Annotated in this window: 12 protein-coding genes; 9 read left to right on the forward strand and 3 right to left on the reverse strand. The window is 37.1% G+C overall.

Features of this window, described 5'->3' with window-relative positions; genetic code table 11:
• Window positions 1–7: 7 nt before the first annotated feature.
• Both MKY71_RS03235 and MKY71_RS03240 read left to right on the forward strand, forming a co-directional pair.
• Window positions 8–1,573 carry a sensor domain-containing diguanylate cyclase gene (locus MKY71_RS03235; RefSeq protein ID WP_340731582.1) on the forward strand — a complete coding sequence of 522 codons (1,566 nt, stop codon included), beginning with the start codon at window positions 8–10 and terminating at the stop codon, window positions 1,571–1,573.
• A 310-nt stretch (window positions 1,574–1,883) separates the two neighbouring features.
• Entirely contained in the window at window positions 1,884–3,449 is a 1,566-nt protein-coding gene (locus MKY71_RS03240) for a sensor domain-containing diguanylate cyclase (RefSeq protein WP_340731583.1), read from the forward strand.
• Between the two features lie 50 nt (window positions 3,450–3,499).
• Here MKY71_RS03240 and MKY71_RS03245 read toward each other — a convergent pair whose 3' ends face one another.
• From MKY71_RS03245 to MKY71_RS03255, 3 genes are all read right to left on the reverse strand, one after another.
• Window positions 3,500–4,975, reverse strand: coding sequence for an S-layer homology domain-containing protein (locus MKY71_RS03245; protein ID WP_340731584.1), 1,476 nt, complete (start codon window positions 4,973–4,975; stop codon window positions 3,500–3,502).
• A gap of 143 nt (window positions 4,976–5,118) precedes the next feature.
• On the reverse strand, window positions 5,119–6,549 hold the full coding sequence (locus tag MKY71_RS03250) for an HlyD family secretion protein (RefSeq protein ID WP_340731585.1): 1,431 nt from the start codon (window positions 6,547–6,549) through the stop codon (window positions 5,119–5,121).
• Window positions 6,549–7,229, reverse strand: coding sequence for an amino acid transporter (locus MKY71_RS03255; RefSeq protein ID WP_340731586.1), 681 nt, complete (start codon window positions 7,227–7,229; stop codon window positions 6,549–6,551). The genes MKY71_RS03250 and MKY71_RS03255 overlap by 1 nt, the downstream gene beginning before the upstream one ends.
• A gap of 246 nt (window positions 7,230–7,475) precedes the next feature.
• On the opposite strand from MKY71_RS03255, the gene MKY71_RS03260 reads away from it, so the two are divergent.
• The 7 genes from MKY71_RS03260 to MKY71_RS03290 all read left to right on the forward strand — a co-directional run bounded on the left by MKY71_RS03260 (window position 7,476) and on the right by MKY71_RS03290 (window position 22,315).
• Complete coding sequence (locus tag MKY71_RS03260) at window positions 7,476–8,660, forward strand: chromate transporter (protein WP_340731587.1); 1,185 nt, start codon at window positions 7,476–7,478, stop codon at window positions 8,658–8,660.
• 429 nt (window positions 8,661–9,089) lie between these two features.
• Window positions 9,090–11,846 carry an S-layer homology domain-containing protein gene (locus MKY71_RS03265; RefSeq protein WP_340731588.1) on the forward strand — a complete coding sequence of 919 codons (2,757 nt, stop codon included), beginning with the start codon at window positions 9,090–9,092 and terminating at the stop codon, window positions 11,844–11,846.
• Window positions 11,847–12,021: 175 nt separating this feature from the next.
• Window positions 12,022–12,270: a hypothetical protein gene (locus MKY71_RS03270; RefSeq protein WP_340731589.1), complete on the forward strand. Its 249-nt coding sequence runs from the start codon at window positions 12,022–12,024 to the stop codon at window positions 12,268–12,270.
• Window positions 12,271–12,301: 31 nt separating this feature from the next.
• Entirely contained in the window at window positions 12,302–15,076 is a 2,775-nt protein-coding gene (locus tag MKY71_RS03275; RefSeq protein ID WP_340731590.1) for an S-layer homology domain-containing protein, read from the forward strand.
• Between the two features lie 175 nt (window positions 15,077–15,251).
• The gene (locus tag MKY71_RS03280; RefSeq protein WP_340731591.1) at window positions 15,252–18,170 is read left to right on the forward strand and encodes an S-layer homology domain-containing protein; all 2,919 of its coding nucleotides are present in this window, start codon (window positions 15,252–15,254) and stop codon (window positions 18,168–18,170) included.
• Window positions 18,171–18,653: 483 nt separating this feature from the next.
• Window positions 18,654–19,316 carry an S-layer homology domain-containing protein gene (locus MKY71_RS03285; RefSeq protein ID WP_340731592.1) on the forward strand — a complete coding sequence of 221 codons (663 nt, stop codon included), beginning with the start codon at window positions 18,654–18,656 and terminating at the stop codon, window positions 19,314–19,316.
• A gap of 428 nt (window positions 19,317–19,744) precedes the next feature.
• The gene (locus MKY71_RS03290; protein WP_340731593.1) at window positions 19,745–22,315 is read left to right on the forward strand and encodes an S-layer homology domain-containing protein; all 2,571 of its coding nucleotides are present in this window, start codon (window positions 19,745–19,747) and stop codon (window positions 22,313–22,315) included.
• Window positions 22,316–22,392: the final 77 nt, after the last annotated feature.

A 22,392-nucleotide genomic window follows, 5' to 3' on the forward strand; every position in this document is an offset into this window, starting at 1 on the left:
GATTGTAATGTTTTCGTTACGAAATATCGTTAAATTAAAATATTTGTTCATTTCAGTCATTGCCCTTGCCTTTGTACTTTCTACGCTTATCAGTGTTTATAGTAACTACAAAGGGAATATGAAACTAATGCAAGAACAGACACTGGAAAATAATCGGGTATACGCGCTGAAATTAGCGGAAACAGTCGATAAATTTATTGTTAATTCAACTAATACGATGCGTTATAGTGCAGCGGAAATTGCCTATGACTTTAAAAATATAAACAAATTGCAGGAAGTAGCAAATCGACTTTATTTACAAGGAGATACATTTAGCTCTGTACTCATTGTTGATGCGGAAGACACTATTATAGTGAACGCACCGCAATCTCTCGGAGAAGCAGGAAAGAAAGTTCTTTCCGCAAATGGAATGGAAAACTATGATAAACATGAGCCGTTCATTTCAGATCCATATATTTCGCCAACAGGACGTAAAATGATTGTTATTTCAATGCCGATTTATGATGAAAAAGGAACGTTTAAAGGGTTTGTGAGTGGCAGTATCTACTTATACGACTCCAATATTTTTGAATCGATTCTAGGTGAGCATCCTTATGAAAATGGTTCTTATGTGTATGTAGTGGATAACAAAGGGAAAATTATTTATCATCCGAATAAAGCGAGATTAGGGGCAGATGCTTCCAAAAGCGAGGTAGTTGTTCAATTATTAAAAGAAAAACGTGGTGCTCTAGAAGCTGTAAACGCATTTGACCAGCCGATGCTTGCGGGTTATAGCCAAAGTGAAAAAACAAGGTGGGGGATCATTGTCCAAACACCTTATGATGAAGCGCTTAGTATGGTAGGGCAACAAGTGGTAAGTGTGTTTAAAATTGGTTTACCATTCATTTTATTCTCATCAATTGTCGTATTTTTATTGGCTAGCCATATTGTTCGTCCTCTTGAAAAAATAGCGGAAATCTCAGAAAACAGTGTGAAAGATCAGGAAATGAAAAAGCTGAAGGGAATCCGTGCCTGGTATTACGAAGTGTATAAAATACAAGAAGCACTCATCCGTAGTTTTTCGGTTTTACATGGTAAAGTGAATACACTGAAAGAAGAAACATCAACAGATTCACTAACAAAGCTATTGAACCGCCATACTTTTGAAAAAAAGATTAAACTGCTTACTGAGAAGCAAAAAGACTATACGCTCGTCATGCTGGACGTAGATTGGTTTAAATCTATCAATGATAATTACGGGCATATTGCAGGAGATGAAGTATTGCAAGTTTTAGCAAGCAAATTAAAAGAATCATTACTAGAAGATGATTTAGCATGCCGATACGGGGGAGAAGAATTTATTCTTGTCTTTACAGAAACAACAATTGAAGATGCTTATGAACGCGTTGAATTGCTTCGGTCAAATGTTCAGCAAATTATCAGTCCTGAAGGAGAACCCCTTACATTTTCGGCTGGGATGGCAAATTATCCGCTACATGGTGGCGAGCTAAAGGCTATTATTGCAAAAGCGGATGAAGCGTTATATAAAGCGAAAGATAACGGGCGCAATCGTGTAGAAGTCACAAATGCATAAATTAAAATTCATTCTTTCTTTAAAATTGAGGGACTGGTTACTCTACATGGCTTTGCTGTTTAGAGTTTTTTTAGTATAGGGATTGAAAAATCTGTACAGAAGAATGGTAGAAATTATTCAAATTTATAAAGGGTGTTCCAGTTAATTGATAAATCACTAAAGAATGGTATGCTAAAATTAAACACAGTTTTTTAAGTGTTAATTTAGCAATTTTTTATGTTTTAATTAGTTTTATTCTGCTTAGGTATAATTTTTGATTAAAATATATATGATTCAAATTTAAAAATATTCTATTCTTTAGGAGAAATGCATGATTTCTTTAAAAAAATATATGAAATTAAAATACTTAATAGTCGCAGTTATTTCTCTTGCCTTTTTTCTTTCTGCAATTGTTAGTACGTATAGTAGCTATCAAGGAAATGTGAAATTTATGGAAGAACAAGCGCTGGAAAATAACCGGGTATATGCCTTGAAATTATCTGAAACTATTGACCAATTTATCGGCGATACAAAACGGGTTATGCGTTATAGTGCAGCAGAAATTGGTGAAGACTTCAATAATATGGAAAACCTGCAACAAGAGGTTAACCGTCTTTATTCGCAGGAAAACACATTTAGTTCTGTCGTTGTTGTAGATGCGAATGCGAATATTTTAGTCAATGCGCCACAAAATCTTGGTCTGGCTGGCAGTAAGGTAACATCAAAAGAAGGGCTTGATGTGCTAAAGAAGCGTACTGCTTATATTACCAATCCTTATATGTCGCCGACCGGTCGTGAAATTATTCTGCTTTCAATGCCTGTCTATGATAAAGAGGGCATATTTAAAGGGGTTGTGAACGGTACGATTTATTTGCATGAGTCGGATATTTTTGAAATGGTTTTAGGCCGACACCCTTATGAAAATGGTTCTTATGTATACGTTGTGGATACAAATGGGAAAATCATTTATCATCCGAATAAAGCACGACTAGGGGAAAATGTTTCGCAAAATGAGGTTGTAGAAGATCTGCTAGAGGAAAAGAGCGGAGCCAAGGAAATTGTCAATTCTCTTAATCAGCCAATGCTTGCTGGGTATAGCTCCACGGAAAGAACTCGCTGGGGAATTGTAGTTCAAACACCGTATGATGAGGCAATAAATGCCGTTGGAAAACAAGTATCGGGAGTCTTTGCGCGAGGTTTGCCATTTATTATTCTCTCAACTATTTTCGTCTTTATCCTTGCAACACGTATTGTACGTCCACTTCAAAGTATGGCGGAAATAGCAGGGAACAGTGCACAGGAGCAGGAGATGAACAAGCTCAAAGACATTCGCGCATGGTATTTTGAAGTGTTTAAAATTCGGGAAGCCCTTATTCAAAGCTTTTCCATTTTGCATGGACAAGTGAATACACTTAAAGAAGAATCTTCAACAGATCCGTTAACAAAGTTGTTGAATCGCCGAACTTTCGATAAAATAATTCACTTATGGACAGAACAGCAAAAACCATATACATTAGTCATTTTAGATGTGGATTACTTTAAAAAAGTCAATGATTCCTATGGTCACACTATAGGGGACGAGGTATTGCAATTTATAGCTAGTAAATTAAAAGAAGTTGTTGGTAAAGGAGATTTAGCTTGTCGTTATGGTGGGGAAGAATTTATACTTCTGCTTTCCGAAGAGACGGTAGGTAATGCATATAGCCGGTTAGAAGCACTCCGCGAAGAAATTTCTCAACTTACTAGTCCTACGGGGGAAGTAATTACATTCTCAGCTGGAATCGCAAATTATCCGTTGCACGGAGATCAGCCAAAAATCATATTGGAAAAAGCGGACGCAGCACTATATGAAGCGAAAAAGAACGGGCGAAATCGTGTGGCAGTAACAAATGCATAATTTAAAAATCCAGTCACTCTTTATAATTAAGAGAGACTGGATTTATTAGTTTAATAGAAATTAATCGTAAAGTAAGGACTCTTATTACTGCTGTACTCCAAGCCTACAATTGCATTTTTATAGGCAGGCTGTAATAAATTGTCTCGATGTCCTTTACTATTCATAAAGCCTTCGTGTGCGTAAATCACATTGTAGTGACCATACGAAATGTTCTCACCCCAAGTTCTAAGATCGGATTTACTCATACCGCCGCTGATCATACGGTCATACGGTGTTGTCCCTGAAAGACCTGTATGAGAGAAATAGTTGTTATCGATCATATCTTTACTATGTTTACGTGCAATCGATGCCCATTGCGGTGAATGTGTAAGCGGATCAACACCTTCAGCAGCACGTGCCTGATTCATCAGCTCGACCATGAGTTGTTCGGAATGCTTTTGCGTATCCGATATATCACCGTAATAGCCATCTTTGTTCACTTCATAATCTTTATGGACATATAGAATTGAGCGAATGACATTCTTTTTATGAATATCATAGAAAAACGTTACGTAATAGTCATCTATTAAATAGAAATTATATTCGTTGGAAGAAGGCGTATTATAGATTACATTTCCGCGACGTACATTTGCATTTTTCGTTCCATACTTCGCTTTTACATCGCTTGCATTATTTTCACCAATTTGCAGATCTTGTGCAGCGAAGAAACTTTTACCTTGTTTTGTCATGTACCGTGCGACTATCTTATTGTTGTCGACACCTTCTAATTCAAAGTCCAGATTTTTGCCTGTTTGTTTCCATGCAAAGTCATATTCACTATTGTAAGTTGACGTAGCTGCATCGGGTTTTTCAGAAGCTGGAGGTGTTGGTTCGCTGATTACTTCACCTGTCGTTTTATAACTGAGTGCCCGGTACAGGAATGTTGCCATTTGTGCATTTGTGACATTATTATTCGGTAAAAACTGATTTTTTTCATTGCCGGTCGTAATACCGTGGCTCGCTAAAATATTTACGTAGTCATAGTACCAGCTGGATTTTGAGACGTCTTTAAAGTTGACCGTTGTACCGCCGTTTAATTTCAGGCTTTCTACTAATATTTTTGATAGATGTGAGCGTTTCACAGGCTGGTCCGGATTGAAATTGCCGTATTCATCCCCATCAAAAATGCCGGATTCATATGCCCAAATAATTTCCTGTGCAAAAGGAGTCGAATTCGTTACATCTTTAAACTTTCCATCATAAGAACGAACTTTTGGAATCGAAAGGGCCGAATCGCTTGAAAGAATCGTTTGGAGAATTTTTGATGCTTCTGCGCGTGAAACAGGTTTGCTGAAATTAAATTGGTTGCCGGATTTATAATCATACACATTTAAGTTATTTAAATATTGGATGGCTTCCGTATGGGAATTGCGACTGTTTTCTACATCAAAAAAAGTCTTTTTCGCAAAGACGTCATCACTTGCTACAAATAATGCGGAAGCGAACAGGGTAGTAGCTATGAAACTTTTTGTAATTCCTTTTTTCATTCGTTTCGACTCCTTTAGTATAATTCTATATTCCGTGTCTATTATTTTTTGTCTATACCCGTACTGAAAGGCAATAAAACACGGTGTTATGTATACATAATAAAACGGCGGGAATGAAGAGCATGTTCCCGCCGTTTAATAGTTTATTTAATTAAATACCATAGAGCATCTTTCCATGTCGCATCAACATATGTCCATTCAAATGTACGTAATGGGTACGGTCTGAATGTAGGGGCGAACAGGTTTTTTTCATCGCCGTCAATAAAGATTTGCTGTGGTGCGATTGGAGCTGTAAATACCGCCGTGTCCTCTAAATCTTCATCTTTTGCAGCTTCCTCTTTTTTGGAGTCTTCGAGCTCAACAGTTTGGATGCGCGGTTCAGTAACGACGGCATCCTCTTCAAGGGCTTCTTCTTCGATATTTTCCTCAATCGGTTCTCCGTACATGAACTCTTCTTGCTTTACTTCAGCTTTATGCTTGAATAGCAGGTCAACAGGTTCTAATTTTGTTTTTCCATCTTCTCCGACGGTATAAATAAGATTTCCTGAGTTTTCTTGTTCATATTTTACAAGCCAATCCTCGTTTACTTGGAAGCTGTCATTTGCTTCAAATGTCGTAATTGTCGCATCGGCAAGTATTCCAATCGGTGTTTCCGTTAATAAGTCAGTTGGTTCGATGCTAACTTCATAGACCGTATCATCCGGCTTTACTTTATCGTTCTTTTTCATTTCATTAAACGCAATGGAATCACGTGCTGGTATTTGCTGTTTCTCTAGTACATCTCCATCAATAATCAGTTCGTCTTCTTTGCCTTCATTCAATATAACAGAAGCCTTTTGACCGATTTCGATTTCCTTCCAGTCTTCATGTTCCACATAGGCAACAAATTTCTTTTCAAGTGATTGAATTTGGAAAATAATCGAATCGCCTTCAAGAACAATTTCCTTAACAATTCCGTCCACTGGTGTAGTTAAAGAATTATTGTTATTTAACTGGGAGATCATACTGTCCAAAATGCTGATTTGACGCTCCGTTTCAGCAATGGAACGTTGGATAATCGCAATACCTTCAGCTGTTGGAGTGCTTTGTTCAATACCAAGCTCCAACGTTAAATTAATGTTCCAGTTTTCATTGTCACCAAGTGTTGTTGAATCGGTTGCAGTACTAGGTGAGGAATTATTGCTTTCGTATTGTAAATCCGAAACGATTCTTTCCAATTCCGATAGCTCGTTTTCATAAGCATCACGATCCGTCTCAAGACGTGTAATTTCACGTTCAGCCTCTTCAGGTTTATAAATGGCCAGCTCCGTTAAGACGCTGACACTTTGTCCTTGTGTAACGAGAACTTCGCTAATCGATTGTACAGGTGCTGCAATGAAATGCTCCTGCTTCGCTGCTACAACAGCATCGGTTTCCAACACTTTCTCATGATAATCCGCTACTGCAAACTGCACATTGTTAATATAGTAGTTTTTCATAATAATATCGTTGTCTTTTAATAGTAAATAACCATTCACCAAAACAAACAATAAGGCAACTGCGCTAAAAATCTTTACTTTTTTTGTCATACGCATTACAGACCAAGCCACCCTTCGATCCAAGTTAAAACAGGAAGAATGCTATACAACGCAACAAGCGATGCCAATACTATTTGAATAAGTATTAACTTAAACAGCAAAGCTTTCGGTCGGTCTGTCCAATTCGATAAAAATATGTATTGAATCCATACCGCAATTATCGATGCGACTGTTAATTGATTCAGGAAGAATAACAAATAGTCATGATAATATACGTATGCCATCATAGGTGCAAGTGAAAACATAGTGAACTGTGTAGAATATCCTGCTATTGCAAAGATAATCACCGTCAGCAGTTTTTCAAGAACAATGAAAAAGATGACATATAGCTGTATCTTTCGAATCCAGCCATAATCGATATTTGTCAATAAATGAATCAAATATGTAATGACATAATAATGAATGATAAAAAATAAGATACCTGCTAGAATCGCACCAATTAAAGACATCAGTCTGGCGAAACTATATAAATCTCCTTCACCATTCACAAGCAATGCTGTTAAATCAGTTGTATTCATCCCCCAGAAGTTGCGGACTATAAAAAACAGTAAAGTAAAACCAAAAATAGCCAGCAAAACTTTCCGATACCCTATAAGTCTTTGATCTTCGCTACGTTCAATATTATGTATGAGTTGCGATGGGTGTGAAAGATGATGCCAAAACTTGTACTCGAACATAAATTCACCTCAATATTTTTATTAACATATGCTTAATACCCTAATTTGGAGTAAATAACACATATATTAACAGTGTAATAGAAAATATAATTTTATTATAAACCTTATCGCAAATTAAATGTAAAAAGTATGTAAATTTTGAGGAATAGTCTAGGTTAAGCGAGAAAGAAATGCTACTTTTAGTTAAGGGAGTTGGCAAATATAGGAGTATTACATTTTAAAATAGTCTTAAGGGGTTAGCTGGCGATGAATTCAACGAAGCAAAATAGAATCAGATCACTTATTGAGATACTTTTAGTTTCAACACGGTTAGGGCTGACATCCTTTGGTGGTCCTACTGCTCATCTTGGGTATTTTCATGAAGAATATGTACGAAGAAGAAAGTGGATGGATGAAAAAAGCTATGCAGATTTAGTCGCACTTTGTCAGTTTCTGCCCGGCCCTTCAAGCAGCCAAGTGGGAATCGGCATTGGAATTATGCGCGCTGGAATACTGGGGGGTATTACATCATTTATAGGGTTTACATTTCCCTCGGTTGTAGCGCTTATTGCCTTTGCATTACTTATGGCCGGACTCGATGTAGGAAACGCCGGATGGATTCATGGGTTGAAAATTGTGGCGGTAGCGATTGTAGCACATGCCATTATAGGAATGGCTAAAAGTCTGACACCTGATTTGAAAAGGAAGGCAATAGCCATTTTTGCTTTGCTTGCTACGCTTCTTTGGCAAACGGCCTTTAGTCAAGTAGGGGTTATTTTAATTACAGCATGTATCGGGTATTTTTTGCTGAAACAGAAGAATGATGGAGCAGAGGTGCAGTCGTGCTTTCCTATTTCTAAACGGGTTGGAGGGTTTAGCCTTCTTTTGTTTGTAGGCTTACTGGTCGCTTTGCCTTTGTTGAAAGAGGCGACAGGTTCTTATTGGGTGGCAATGTTTGATAGCTTTTACCGTTCAGGCTCTTTCGTTTTTGGCGGGGGACATGTTGTGCTGCCGTTACTGGAAAAGGAATTTGTCCCAACAGGTTGGATGAGTGAAGAAGCATTTTTAGCAGGATATGGTGTCACACAAGCCGTTCCAGGTCCACTATTTACATTTACGGCTTATATAGGAACAGTAATGAACGGCTGGCAAGGAGGGCTAGTCGCGACAGTAGCAATTTTTTTACCGGCGTTTCTATTAGTAATCGGTGCACTGCCGTTTTGGGATCAACTACGTAACCACCCGAAAATCACAGGTGCCATCATGGGCGTGAATGCGGCTGTTATTGGTATTTTAATTGCTGCACTATATACTCCAATCTGGACTAGTTCTATATTGGAGGCGAAAGATTTTGGGCTAGCTGTGATTTTATTTTGCATGCTGGCTTACTGGAAACTATCGCCGTGGGTTGTCGTAGCGACCGGGATACTAGCTGGATTATTATTTTTATAGTGTTAAGGAGCTGTCTCTAATAGTAGAGATGGCTTTTTACATTTATATGGAGAGATTCTAAATTTTTTCTACATTAAGCATGCTATAAAGAAATGTATTGGGATTTGAATGTAATTTATGGGATTTATATACTAGTAAGGAAATCATATAAGTACCATTTTCAACCTTAATGTTATAATTCTGAAAATAAAAAAATTATATCTAGAAACTAATTATTACCATGTAGATAAGTTATTACCAAATAATATTACACAAAATACTGATAACAAAGGTATTGGTAATACTGATGTTACAAGTGTAACTATATCCTAACTAAAATAACATTGACATTAAAATATCTTACTAATATACTTATAATTGTTATCGTAATATACGAGACAACATTTACTAAAATGATAAAAAATTGTTTTATTTGGAGGAAATCATTCTATGGCTAACCAACCTAAGAAATATACTAAATTTGTAGCAACTGCTGCTACAGCTACTCTTGTAGCATCTGCAATCGTTCCTGTAGCTTCAGCTGCTGGTTTTTCTGATGTGGCAGAAACTAACTCACACGCTGTAAACATTAACGCATTAGTCGATGCTGGAATCATTCAAGGATACCCAGATGGCACATTCAAACCAAACCAAGAATTAACTCGTGGTCAAGTTGTTAAAATGTTAGGTAAATGGGTAGAAGCTCAAGGTTTCGAAATTCCAGCTGACTATGCTTCAAAAGCTCGTTTCAACGACATTAAAGTAGATGCTAAAGACCAAGAATTAGTAAAGTATGCTGCATTAGTAGCTGATACTGGTGTATTCAATGGTTCTAACGGTGCATTAAACGCTTCTGGCAAAATCACTCGTGAAAACATGGCTCTAGTTTTAGACCGCGCTTTCAAAGCAATCAACGATACTACTTTAGTAGAATTAGCTACTGAAATTGAAGATGTTAAAGTTGCTGACTTAGCAACAGCTAAAGCTGAAGCTCGTGAAGCAATCCAAGCTTTACGTGACCTAGGTATTACTGTAGTTGAAAACTTCAACCCTAAAAACACAGTAACTCGCGGTCAATTCGCTTCATTCTTAAACAAAACAATCAACACTGATGCAGTTGTTGAATTAACTGTTAAAGAAGCGGTAGCAGTAGATGCTAAAACATTATCAGTTACATTATCTGATGATACTAAACACACTGTAAAATTAGAAAAAGCTTTAGAAGCTAATGAAGCTACTGAAGTAACTTTCACAATTAATGAAAAAGAATATACTGCTAAAGTAACTTATGTTGTTAAAGAATTAGCTGTATCTTCTGTATCAGCTGCAAACGCTGCTGAATTAGTTGTTAAATTTAACAACCCAGTTAAAGCTTCAACTGTAGTTGAATCAAATGGTACGTTAGTAAACGGCGTATTTTCTATTACTTCATTATCAACTGATGGTGTAACTGCTGCTACAGTAACTAGCGCTGATTCATTAAAAGCTACTTTAAGTGAAGATGGTAAATCTTTAACTATCCGCGTAGCTGCTGGTGAAAAATTCGAAGGTCAATATGCATTTACAATTGCTAATAACACAGTAGTTGCTAAGGAAGATGCTAAAAACAAATTAGCTGCTTATTCTACTACTTTCACTGCTAAAGATTCAGTACGCCCAGCTTTAGTAGGTGTATCTTACACTGATACTCATACTGCTGTTGTAGAATTCTCTGAGCCAATCGTTAAAGACAGCACATTTGCATTATCTGCTGCTCGTGTTGATGGTAAGGAATTACAAGCTGCTTCTAAAGCAGTATTAACTTCATCACAATTTGTAATTGATTCTACTAACCCACGTAAAGCTACAATTAGCTTAGCTGGTTTAGATGCTAAAGATTTTGATGCAGAAATCAAATTATCATTTGTTGGTTTAACTGACTTTGCTGGTAACTTAGTTTCTCCAAACCCAGTATCAACAGTTGTTAAATTAGATACTTCTAACAAAGAAGAAGCTCAAGTTGTTTCTATTAAAAAAGTAGGTACTTTAGAATTAGAAATTACATTTGATCAAGCATTAAAAACAAAACCAGCTGTTAAAATCGGTGCTACAACTGTAGATGCAGCTGACGTAAGCATCAACAAAAAAGATTCTAAAGTTGTTACTGTTAAAATTGCTAATACAATTACTGGTCTTAAAGATGTAACAATTAGCGATTTTGTTGGTATTAACAATGTAACTGGTAAAACAGTTACTAAAATTGTAAACTTCGATGCTGATATCGTAGCTCCTAAAGTTGTTTCTTCTGCAGTTGAAAAAATTAACGGCAAAGAATATTTAGTAGTGACATATGATGAAGATGTAATCGTACCAACAGCTTCAGTTGCCTTAACTGGTTCTAAAGTTGTTAATTATGTAACATCTGCATTAACTTCTGCAGATACTGTAGATGTAACTTTATATGATGAAACTGCTACGAAATCTAACAAAGTTAAAATCGAATTAACAGATTTAGTTGCTGCTGATTACACAGTAGAATTAGCGGAAGGCTTAGTAAAAGACTTATTCAACAATAACTCTGTTAAAAAAGAAGTTAAATTCACTCGTACAGCTAACGATTCAGAATTTGATGTAATCAATGTATCACCAACTGCAGACAATAATGTATTAGAAGTAAACTTTGATGTAGAAGTTGATCCAGCTTCTGCATTAAACACTGCTAACTATGTAGTTGAAGGTGCTAAAGTAGATAAAGTAGAGTTAACTAAAAACTCTGGTACAGCTACAGTAAAAGTAACTCTTGCTAAAAATTCTAACGAGTTCTCAGGTTTACATTTTGTAACTGTTTCAGGTGTGAAAACTGCAACTGGCCACGCTATGAAGGCATTTGCTGCTAATGTTGATATCGATGAAAACGTAGTACCAACTGTTGCTAAATTAGAAGTAACTTCTACTGAACAATTAAAAGTAACATTCTCTGAAAATGTTAATGTAACTGGCACTGCAAACTTTGATGTTTATGTTGGTACTGTGAAAGTTGATGCATCAACTGTAGCTGTTTCTAACACTAACGAATTAGTGATTACTCTTGATAATGCATTAACAACTGCTGATAAAGATAAAACAATCACAGTTAAACCAGCTACAACAATCAATGTAGAAGATTTAAAAGGTAATAAATTAGACTTTACAGAAGCAACTGCTACTGTATCAGCTTTAAATCTATAAGATTTGAAAATAATTAAATACCTTTAGCCATATGGGCTGTGGAAAGACCAATTAATTTGGTTTTTCTACAGCCTTTTTTATATTAATGAATAAGAAGTTTAATTAATAACTGGAAATACGAAAATTTGTAAATTCATATAAATTTCTATACAATATTTACTATGGAGGGATTTTTATGCAATTCTTTAGTCAATTGAAAATAAATGGACTTCTACTAGATGTTCAGGGCTATTTTCAAACGAAAATGAATATCCTGGAAATTCATTGTATGGAAGTAATATCGTTGTTTAGAAATTGGAAATATGAAGAGGTAATAGTTGAGGAATTAGCTTTTATCGATAAGGAACAAACTATCTATTTGGATAGTGCAAATCTAGTAATTGCTGAAGTTAGTCATAATCAAATAAAGTTTATACATATATAAAATAAGAGAATAGAAATTGGAGGCGTTACATATGAAAAAATATTCTAAGTTTCTAGCATCTGCATCTGCAGCTGTTCTAGCAGCAACGGCAGTTGTTCCTGTAGCTAGTGCGGCATCGTTTTCGGATATTAAAGGCAGCGGTCATGAGAACGCGATTACTATATTATCTGAGCAAGGCATTATCGGTGGTTATCCCGATGGAACATTTAAACCGAATCAAAACCTGACGCGTTCAGATGTTGTAAAACTATTAGGGAAATATTTAGTTTCGTTGGGACATGAGGTACCGGAAGATTATAAAACGAAAATGCGTTTTACAGACTTAACTGCCAAATCTCAGGATGAGTTATTGCAGTATGCGGCATTAGTGAAGGATGTTGGAGTATTCCAAGGAAGTAACGGTGCTTTAATGCATCGTGATCAGTTGCGCCGTGACCAAATGGCAACGGTTTTAGTGCGCGCATTTAAAGTGATCAATGAATTTGATTATGTAGAAGCGATGAAAGAAACTGACTATAATTCAAACATTAGTGATTTAAATCGGACAACTGTAGAACATCAGGAATCAATTGAAACACTAGCTTACTATGCGGTAACAAAGCAAAAGACATTTAATCCTAAAGATCCGACAAAGCGCGGTCAGTTCGCTACTTTCCTGTATAATATGCTACAAATTGAAGTGCCGGAGCCTGAACCTGAAAAACCGGTTTTAACAGTCAAAACAGTAGAAGTACAAGCAGCGGATAAATTGCGTGTAACTCTTTCTGATGATAAGGCTTATATTGTGACACTAAAAACACCTTTAGTTGAGAATATTGAAACTGAAGTTACTTTTGATGTTGGGGAACAAACGTTTACAACTAAAGTAAAATTTGAAGTACCGGATCTGAAGGTATCTTCTATTACAAATCCCAATGGGGGGCAAGTTGCAATCACATTCAATCAGCCTGTAAAGCTGGGAGCAGAGTTAAATACAGCTGCAATTAATAAGCTAGTGGCGGTTACCGGGGTGGATCGTCTTGGACAAGTTCAGCTATCTAAAGGGCAATTAAGTGAAGATAAACGCACATTGACGGTGACTATTAATGCAACAGCAGGACTTGAAGGACGCTACCGTGTCGTTGTTGATGGTATTGAATCGGCAACATCAAAAAAACTTATTAAATATGATGACATCGCAACTTTCTTGCCTGATAAGACATCGCCGGGCGTGTTAAAGGTAGAAAATGTTTCGGCTACTAAAGTAAAAGTGATTTTTACAGAACCGGTAACAAATCCTATTGGGGTTACCCAATTTAAATTAGCAAATGGTACGGTTGTGTCAGGCATTCAAGGAACAATTGAAAAAAATGCAACAGAAGTTATTTATGATCTATCGGCGGCTACTGCAAAAGGGCAAATTTTAGCACCAGGTACAGCAATTACGGTCACATTTGGAACACTCATTGATATTTCAAATAACCTATCTTCACCAAATCCGTTAACTACGTATATTACAAAAGGAGATAAGGATGGGGTTGTACCAACATTAACGAATGTTACACAATTAGGCGCTAAAAAATTCAAGTTAACATTCTCGGAAGAAGTACGTACAATTGTACCGGCAGACATCACAATTTTTCAAAATACCTATTCACCGGGAATTACTAGTATTGTAAAAGATAAAGATGATGTCAATTCCTATATTGTTACGACAAATGGCTCATTAAACGGCTATACAACAATTTCAACGACACCAGGACGCTATATTACAGATGTGTCCGGAGAAGTAAACGTATTCTCAACAGCTTACAACTTTGTTGCTGATACAACAATCCCGTCTGTTGTGAGTACTAATGTTGTAAAAGATAAAGGAATCGAATATTTAGAGTTTACATTTGACCGCAATGTTGAAACAGCAGCCTTTGCACAAGTGACACTAACGGGCAGCTATATTTTAAATGGATATACGTATCCATTAAAGGACTCTTTAGTAGGGCAACTTGAAAAATCAGCAACGAATGATAAAACAATCCGTGTTCGTCTAAGTACATTAACTGGGCTGACAACAAATTCCGGCTACACATATTCTGTAGGTGCTACATTTACAGGGGTAACGAGTGAATATGGCCAAGCGGTAAACCCTGCCTACCAAGTGAATTTTGTGCGAGGTTCAGATTTTGCGCAAAATGAAGAAAAGCTTTCTGTATTAAGTGTGGAAACGTCATATAATGCTAGACAAGGAACGGTAATTGATAATAAAACAATTGTTATTACGTTCTCAACATATGTGGACGGTGTTACGGCATCAAACCTGCAAAACTATGTATTGGACGGTATGACAATCCAGCGTGCAGTAGTAAATCACAATGAACCTCATAAAGTGTATTTAACGGTTAAAGAAGGCGATATTGCCTACCCGCGAGGGACAAACTTGACAATCAGCAATCTACGGGCGTTAAATTCAGTTGTAACGATGGAACCTAAAACAGAATTGGTTTATTTGAATGAAAATATCGCACCACAATATGTGTACCATAATATTACTGGTACTGATACGATTACCCTTTCATTTAATGAGGCGGTAAAAAATGCATTAAATCATTCGTTTGAAGTAAAAGTGGGCGATTTAGCTGTGCCGATTTCACAAATTTATTCCTCTGGTACAAACAATGAACAAGTTGCAATCCGATTAGCTCAGCCATTGAAAGCAAATCAAGTTGTCACTATTTCACAAACAGCCACTTCGACAGTTAGTGATTTGGCAAATAATAAACTTATTTTCTCTCCACTTCAGTTTACTGTCCCTACGAATATTAATTACTAATATTTGGAGCATATCTATTTCAATAGATATGCTTTTTTATGTTTTTATAATACTTTATAGTTATTTTTACGAAAATATGTTTATATTCAGATAATTGGTGGAAATGCATAGGTTGTAGGCAAGGTGGAGAAAGTGTAACTTATTTAATTGTTCAAAAACTAGGAGGTTAATAAAGATGCAGAAAAAGAACAGGAAGTTTTTGACGAGTACGGCTGCTGCGGCATTAGTAGCATCAGCAATTGTTCCGGTAGCAAGTGCGGCAAGTTTTTCGGACACAGCAGGAAATACACACGAACTGGCTATTGATTCGCTCGTAAGCCAAGGCATCATTTCAGGATATCCGGATGGCACATTTAAGCCAAACCGTACACTAACACGTTCGGATGTTGTAAAACTATTAGGTAAATACTTAGTGTCACAAGGTTATAAAGTACCTTCAGATTACAAAACAAATATGCGCTTTTCAGACTTGCGCAGCACATCACAGGACGAGCTATTGCAATATGCGGCATTAGTAAAAGACAACGGTGTATTTAACGGAAGTAATGGAAACCTGTTACCAGCGGATCCAATTACGCGTGAAAATATGGCGGTTGTTTTAGTGCGTGCTTATACGAATATTAATAATTTTGACTTCCTGGGACATGTTTTGAAACAGGAATTTAAAGAGGATGTCATCGATTATAATAGAGCGAAGGCAGAGGCACGTTCTGCGATTAGAGTTTTAGATTACTATAATGTAACGGGCGTACCTAACTTCAATCCGAAAGGCAACACAACACGCGGACAGTTCTCTTCATTCCTGTATAAGATGCTTCAAGTGGAAGTACAGGGTGAGGGATTAAAAGCGATTGAAGTTGTGGATGCATCAACATTGAAAGTTACACTAACGGACAATACGGAACATACGGTGAAATTGGATACACCATTGGAAGCCGGTAAAGAAACGCCAGTTAAGTTTACGATTAATGGTAAGCAGTATGCAACTTCGGTCACTTATAACGTTGCTTTAACAGTAAAATCGGCTGAGGCTACTGCTGCAAATAAATTGAAAGTCACATTAAGCGACAACACTGAGCATGAAGTTACATTAGATAATAATCTTCCTGAAAATGAGGAAACAAATGTTACATTTAAAATTGACGGAAAAGAGTATTCGGCAAAAGTAACATTTACCGTAACTGAAGTAAAAGTCGCAACTGTGAAAGCGCTTAATGCAGGACAAATTGAAGTGAAATTCAATCAAAGAGTAGATTTGCCCGCCAGCTTAACACAAGCACAGTTGTCAAACTATGTCTCAATTTCAGGGGTAGACAATACGAATGCTGTTTCTCTCTCGCAAGGGCAGTTAAGTGAAGACGGCCGTACATTGACAATCACTACTAACGGGGCAGCAGCTTTAACAGGACGCTATCTCGTAAAAGTAAATAATGTGAAAAATACAGCCGGTACAACGGTTACTCCATATGATGAAGTCCTTAACTTTGGTTCGGATACAGTTTCACCAACATTAATCAGTACAGTCAACCGTGATGCTAAAACTGTTCGTGTTACTTTCTCAGAACCTTTGCGCGCATTTAGTAACAGCAGTATTACATTTAGACTGGCGAACGGTACGAATGTAACGGGCATTACCGGAGAAATCCCTGCCGGAGCATGGTATGCGGATTTCGATTTATCAAATGCAAAGGTAAATGGCCAGCCATTAGCTGCAAATACTTCAGTTACTGCAACCTTTGCAGGACTACGTGATATTGCTGGAAACTTCAGTACACCAAACCCATTAACGACAAGCTTTGCAATGGGTGGAGCTGATGGAGTAAAACCAACGTTAACAAGCATTTCCCAAACAGGCCCAAAAAAATTTAGACTGACATTCTCAGAGCGTATTCAAAAACCTGCAGTCGGTGATCTTGAAATACGCTTAGGCACTTCGCCAAATACGATTACGGCCATTGAAGCAGTCCCTGGGGATGATCGTTCATTTATCGTTACCGCTACGAATAATTTAAAAGGTGTATATAATATCGGCACAGCATCCGGCAAAACGATTACCGATATTTCAGGTGAAACGAATACATTCACAACTACACATTCATTCACGCTAGATACAGCAGCACCTGAAGTAACGTCAACTTCTGTAACAAGAGAAGGTAATTTTGAATACCTAAATATTATGCTTAACAAACCAGTGGATTTAGTAACTGCATCACGTGTAACAGCATCCGGTAATTATGTTAAAGGCGGCGTAACCTACACAATCTCTGGTACAGCAACTCCTTTAGAGTATCGAGAAAACGGCAATCGTACTGCAGTACGTGTGAAATTGGATGATCTGCTAGGAACAAGTGATACGGATAATGCAACATACAATGTTACGTTATCGTTTACGGAAGTAGACAGTGCATATGGTGTAAATACGGCTAACAAAGCAATCACATTCCAACGGACATCGGATTATTTAAACAATGAAAATGTACTGCAAGCACCAACTGTTACAACCTCAGTGACGGATTCAAATTTAACGAATAATCAAGTGCGGTTGAAGTTCAACCATGTGGTGGATGCGACAACAGCATCTGTTGCAAGCAATTATTCTATCCCAAATGCAACAATTACAAATGCTCAAGTACCAAGCGATGCATTAGATACGGTTATTTTAACATTATCCCAAAATGGAACAACGACATCCGGTGAACGTAACTTAACGATTACCGGAGTAAAAGCAAAAGATTCCATTGCTACACAGCCGAACTTAACGACAGTTGTCGATTTAAAGGAAAACATTCGACCAATGATAAATTCCGCTCAATTTACAGCAGCAAATCAAATTGAGCTCACATTTAGTGAGAATGTAAGCGGTCTTGCTAAAGACTCCTTTGTTCTTCAAAATTCTGCCGGGGCATCGGTCGGAATTGAATCAGTGACATCTGAAACAACCGGCAATAAAGCAGTCATTACTTTAACTGCTAATCAGGAAGTTGGTACGGCAGTTACGCTGAGAAATGGTGCGGGTATAGCAAGTATAGTAGATGCTGCGGGTAATGCAGTAGTTGATCCAATTAATTTATCAGCAACTTTATTAACGAACTAAGTAGTTTTAAGTGGGGCATACATGTTTAATTGCGTGTATGCCTTTTTTAGGGTTGAGTTTTCTAATATGAGCAGTTGATTTTCTAATAAAACTAAGAAAGTTCTAATAAGTCGTCCGTTTTCTAATAAAAAGTTAGTTTCTTCTAATAAATGTATCTCATTTTCAAATATCATGGTTCAAAGTTCAAATAAGGCAGTCAGAACTTCTAATAAAGGTGCAATTTTTTCTAATAAAGTATTTAGTGTAAACAAATTGGCGCGGTTTGAACTTAGATATAATTGAATTTAGCAGCGAAATATACGAAAATGCTAATATTGGTAGCGGAAGTTCTAATAATATGTAGAAATCATCGAATATGTTCAACAATCTTTCTAATAAAATTGGCTAAGGTTAATGAGATGTCTGCTGTAATTAATCGTCTACATAAAACTATAAACTAATGTATAATTATGCTAACTAGTTTAAGAGGAAGGATTGAAATAAATGAAGAAGTTTTTCTATGGCTCAATTCTTACTGCGATACTTATTATTATTATTTCAAGTGTTATAGTAAGTGACCATTCAGTACAGGCATCTACAATTCCATTTACCGATGTAAAAGAAACGAATTCCCATGCAAATGCAATAGTCTCTTTATATAATGAAGGAATTATTACTGGCGTAACGAGCAAAACTTATGAGCCTGGTAAATCGGCAACACGTGGAGATGCGGCATTATATTTAGCGAATGCATTAAATCTGCAAAATAGTTCTGCACCCAATCCAGGTTTTAAAGACGTTCCAACATCAAGCAAATATTATAAAGCTATCGCTGCATTAAATAAAGCAGGTGTTGTGAACGGTTATGGCGATGAATTCCGCCCGAACGCAACATTAACTCGTTCCCAGTTAGCGAAAATGTTAACGATCGGTTTTGAGTTGGAGCAATCTACTACTACAAAGACGAAATTTACCGATGTCAATAAGTTACCGGATACTGCAACAAAGAAGTACATTCAAACATTAGTAGATTACGGAATTACAAAAGGAACGACAGCAACTACATTCAGCCCTAATATGAAATTAACACGCGCCCAGTTAGCAACCTTTTTATATAATGCGATCGAAGCAACTTCAGATGACTTTATTGTTATTGGAGTAGAATAGCTTTTTATGCACTTGAGTCTTGTATAGGCTCAAGTGTTTTCTATTGGGAAATTGTGAGATGAAGATAAGGAGGTAAGAGGGATAGATAAAGTAGAAAGTTTATCTGAGAAATGAGAAGGTTTGTGCTGAAAAGTGGAAATTAAGCCCGGAAATGGAGAAACTCTTCGCCCGAAAGTAGAACTTTTTTGTCGAAATGTAGAACCATGACATGAAAAAGTAGAATCGCATTCCCCGACACTAGAACCCCACACCTCAATAAAGAAATACCTAGTAAAGAAAGCGAGAATTACCATCGCTTCACTACAAGTGGCGTGCTACACTTAAATTGAATATTACTATTCTATTAAATGTCGTACATTTCAGTGAAATATATGGCGATATTCGGTATAATTTATACGTTATTGAAATAAAAGGAGGGAATCTGTCGAATGTTGAAATTAAAATCAGCACTGTTAGCCTCGCTACTATTCTTGTCCACAGCGCTACCAACCGCAACGTATGCAAATGTACAAGGCACAGTTGAAGCTGAAAATCCAACAGTACAAAATTCAACCACTACTACGACTCAAACTACGGATTCCGGTAATAATCCGGTAGTTCAAGAGGAAACGGTTACAGATGAAAAGGAAGCGGAATCTACTTCTGCTGACGAAAATGCTGAACAGACAACAACACCTGATCAGCCAGAACCACAGACAGAAGCATCTCCGGAAAACGAGGAATCAGTAGAACAAGAGCAAAATTCTCCTGTAAATACTGAACAGCCTGCAACTGATGCGGAACAAAACGAATCATCAGAGGAGCCAGCTAAGCAGCCGCTAACAGGTGAGAAATTAACTGTTAAGCAGAAGCTTGCGGATGTACCTGATAGTTTCTGGGCTAAAAATGAAGTGATGCAGCTTGTGGAAATGGGTGTAATCGGTGGTTATCCGGATGCACAGTTCCGTCCAAATTTAAATATTAACCGTGGTCAGGCAGCGAATCTGTTTAAAGGTGCATTAAAGCTTCCGGACGGTAAATATCAGAACAAGTTTTCAGACGTAACTACGAAATCAAGCTTTTTACAAGGTGTATTTTCTACATATGAAGCTGGTATTTTTGGCGGTAAACCAGATGGACGTTTCGGTGTAGCGGATGCGTTAACACGTGAACAGATGGCGACGACTTTAGTACGGGCATTTGATTTGAAAGAAACAGGTAAAGAACTGACATTTAAAGACTGGAACAAAATCAGTGAGTCACACCGTGAAAATGTAAAGATTCTAGCGCAACATGAGATTACAACAGGCCGTGAAGACGGCACTTTTGATCCGAAAGCAACGGTTAACCGTGTGACTTTCTCGGTAATGCTTCACCGTGCGCTTGTCGCAACAAATAAAATTGCGAAAAACGAATATAAAGTACAAGCAGCGGAAGTATCAAGTAACTTTAAAAACAATAGGGAAGAAATGAACTTTGCGCAAGTAACATCGGATGCAAACCCGCTATACCTTCGTTCAACAGCACCGATTTCATTTAAAGGCACAACAACTGAAACTTACGGTGTTGCAAAAGATACAGTTTATAATTATGCAGTCGGAAACCAAGGTGCAACTGTAAAAGTAACGGTTCGTTCATTGGAAAACGGCGACGACTTTGTATTTACAACATTGACGAACAAAGGAAAATTAAAACTGACTGTGGATTTATTCCATAAAGCAACGAATGTAACGAATTTCCGTCTATATCGTTATGATCGTTTCCCAATCGAAAAAAATTCTGCGGATGTATTTGGCTTTGACTCGTCATCATACCCGACAGGATTATTACGCATTATGGAGAACGAAAAGCTGGCGACAGATCGTATGGTCGGACAAGCGTATCGTTCAAAACAATTAACGCAAAGCTATAAAGATACTGGCGGAACAAGTTATATGCGTGATTTGGAATCTGAGTACGAAGCGTATTCACAAGCATGGCTTGGCGAAGATTTATTCAGCTACTATACTCTAGTTTCTAATGGGAACGACATTGTTGATACTTGGTATATGGATTCAAATGAGCGTTTATTTAAAACAGATGAAAATATGAATGGCTGGATGCTTGAAACCGCGCTTAACTATAAAAAGCGTAACAACTGGTACACAGCTGAAGGTCCATACAATAAGATGGCGACTACTACCGAGCCAATGCCGAAATCTTACCAAGGGTTCGGACGTAATCTATTGTTGGTAAAAGAAGACCGTGCACTTGTTTTATTAAAGGAACAGGGCGACCGTTATTTTGCAAACTTAGTGAAAAACTCGTTCATAAACTTGAATAAGTTCAAAGGCGACGCGACTTACTGGAAGACTGAAGTAACGAGTACTTATTTGAAAAACTTATTTGGCATTACAGCACCGTTTATCGATACGCGTTTCAATGAGCAGATTGCGTTATTCTACTATAATTCCGGAGCAGAGTTTAATATGCCGAATTATAAAGAGCCGTTACGTAATTATGCGGATCTTTTAGTATCGCGTAAACAGGCTGGACATGTTATTGATGTCGATAAAGATGCCTATTATATTTCAGATTATTTCCCGTTAAATCAGCAAGTGACAACGCATGCATCGATGAACCATGTACTTGGTGGCATGAATGTACTATTGTTGGCTTATAAAGAATTCCAGGATCCTAAATATTTAGAAGCGGCCAAATCGATTAGCCGTGCGTTACAAATTGAGAAAAACAAGTGGATTCGTTCAAACGGAGATATTTGGTACCGTGTAAATCCAAAAGGTGAATTTGCGGGTGATGATTATCTGCATTTAACACTTGAAGACTTAATTAACTCTTATAAAAACTGGAAAGATGTAGATCCATCACAGCTACCAGTATTTGAAGAGATGCTAATTTCAAAAGCAAATTATTTATCGAAAAACCGATTAGGTCACACATACAAAATTAAAAACGGTCTAGAAGAAATCGGCATGTCCGAGTATTTACCGGAAGGCAAGTTATATACAGACGCATTATAATGAATAGCTGTCTAGAAAGTGTAAAAACTTTTTAGACGGCTTTTTTGTTGTTGAAGTTTTTCTTCGATTTATTTATA

Source organism: Solibacillus sp. FSL W7-1324, assembly GCF_038008025.1.
Taxonomy (GTDB): Bacteria; Bacillota; Bacilli; order Bacillales_A; family Planococcaceae; genus Solibacillus.

Bases quoted from the DNA above. Each gene is read 5' to 3' on its own strand.
- MKY71_RS03250 (WP_340731585.1), bottom strand. From the start codon at position 6,549: ATGCGTATGACAAAAAAAGTAAAGATTTTTAGCGCAGTTGCCTTATTG.
- MKY71_RS03260 (WP_340731587.1), top strand. From the start codon at position 7,476: ATGAATTCAACGAAGCAAAATAGAATCAGATCACTTATTGAGATACTT.
- MKY71_RS03240 (WP_340731583.1), top strand. From the start codon at position 1,884: ATGATTTCTTTAAAAAAATATATGAAATTAAAATACTTAATAGTCGCA.
- MKY71_RS03255 (WP_340731586.1), bottom strand. From the start codon at position 7,229: ATGTTCGAGTACAAGTTTTGGCATCATCTTTCACACCCATCGCAACTC.
- MKY71_RS03280 (WP_340731591.1), top strand. From the start codon at position 15,252: ATGCAGAAAAAGAACAGGAAGTTTTTGACGAGTACGGCTGCTGCGGCA.
- MKY71_RS03235 (WP_340731582.1), top strand. From the start codon at position 8: ATGTTTTCGTTACGAAATATCGTTAAATTAAAATATTTGTTCATTTCA.
- MKY71_RS03245 (WP_340731584.1), bottom strand. From the start codon at position 4,975: ATGAAAAAAGGAATTACAAAAAGTTTCATAGCTACTACCCTGTTCGCT.
- MKY71_RS03270 (WP_340731589.1), top strand. From the start codon at position 12,022: ATGCAATTCTTTAGTCAATTGAAAATAAATGGACTTCTACTAGATGTT.
- MKY71_RS03290 (WP_340731593.1), top strand. From the start codon at position 19,745: ATGTTGAAATTAAAATCAGCACTGTTAGCCTCGCTACTATTCTTGTCC.
- MKY71_RS03275 (WP_340731590.1), top strand. From the start codon at position 12,302: ATGAAAAAATATTCTAAGTTTCTAGCATCTGCATCTGCAGCTGTTCTA.
- MKY71_RS03285 (WP_340731592.1), top strand. From the start codon at position 18,654: ATGAAGAAGTTTTTCTATGGCTCAATTCTTACTGCGATACTTATTATT.
- MKY71_RS03265 (WP_340731588.1), top strand. From the start codon at position 9,090: ATGGCTAACCAACCTAAGAAATATACTAAATTTGTAGCAACTGCTGCT.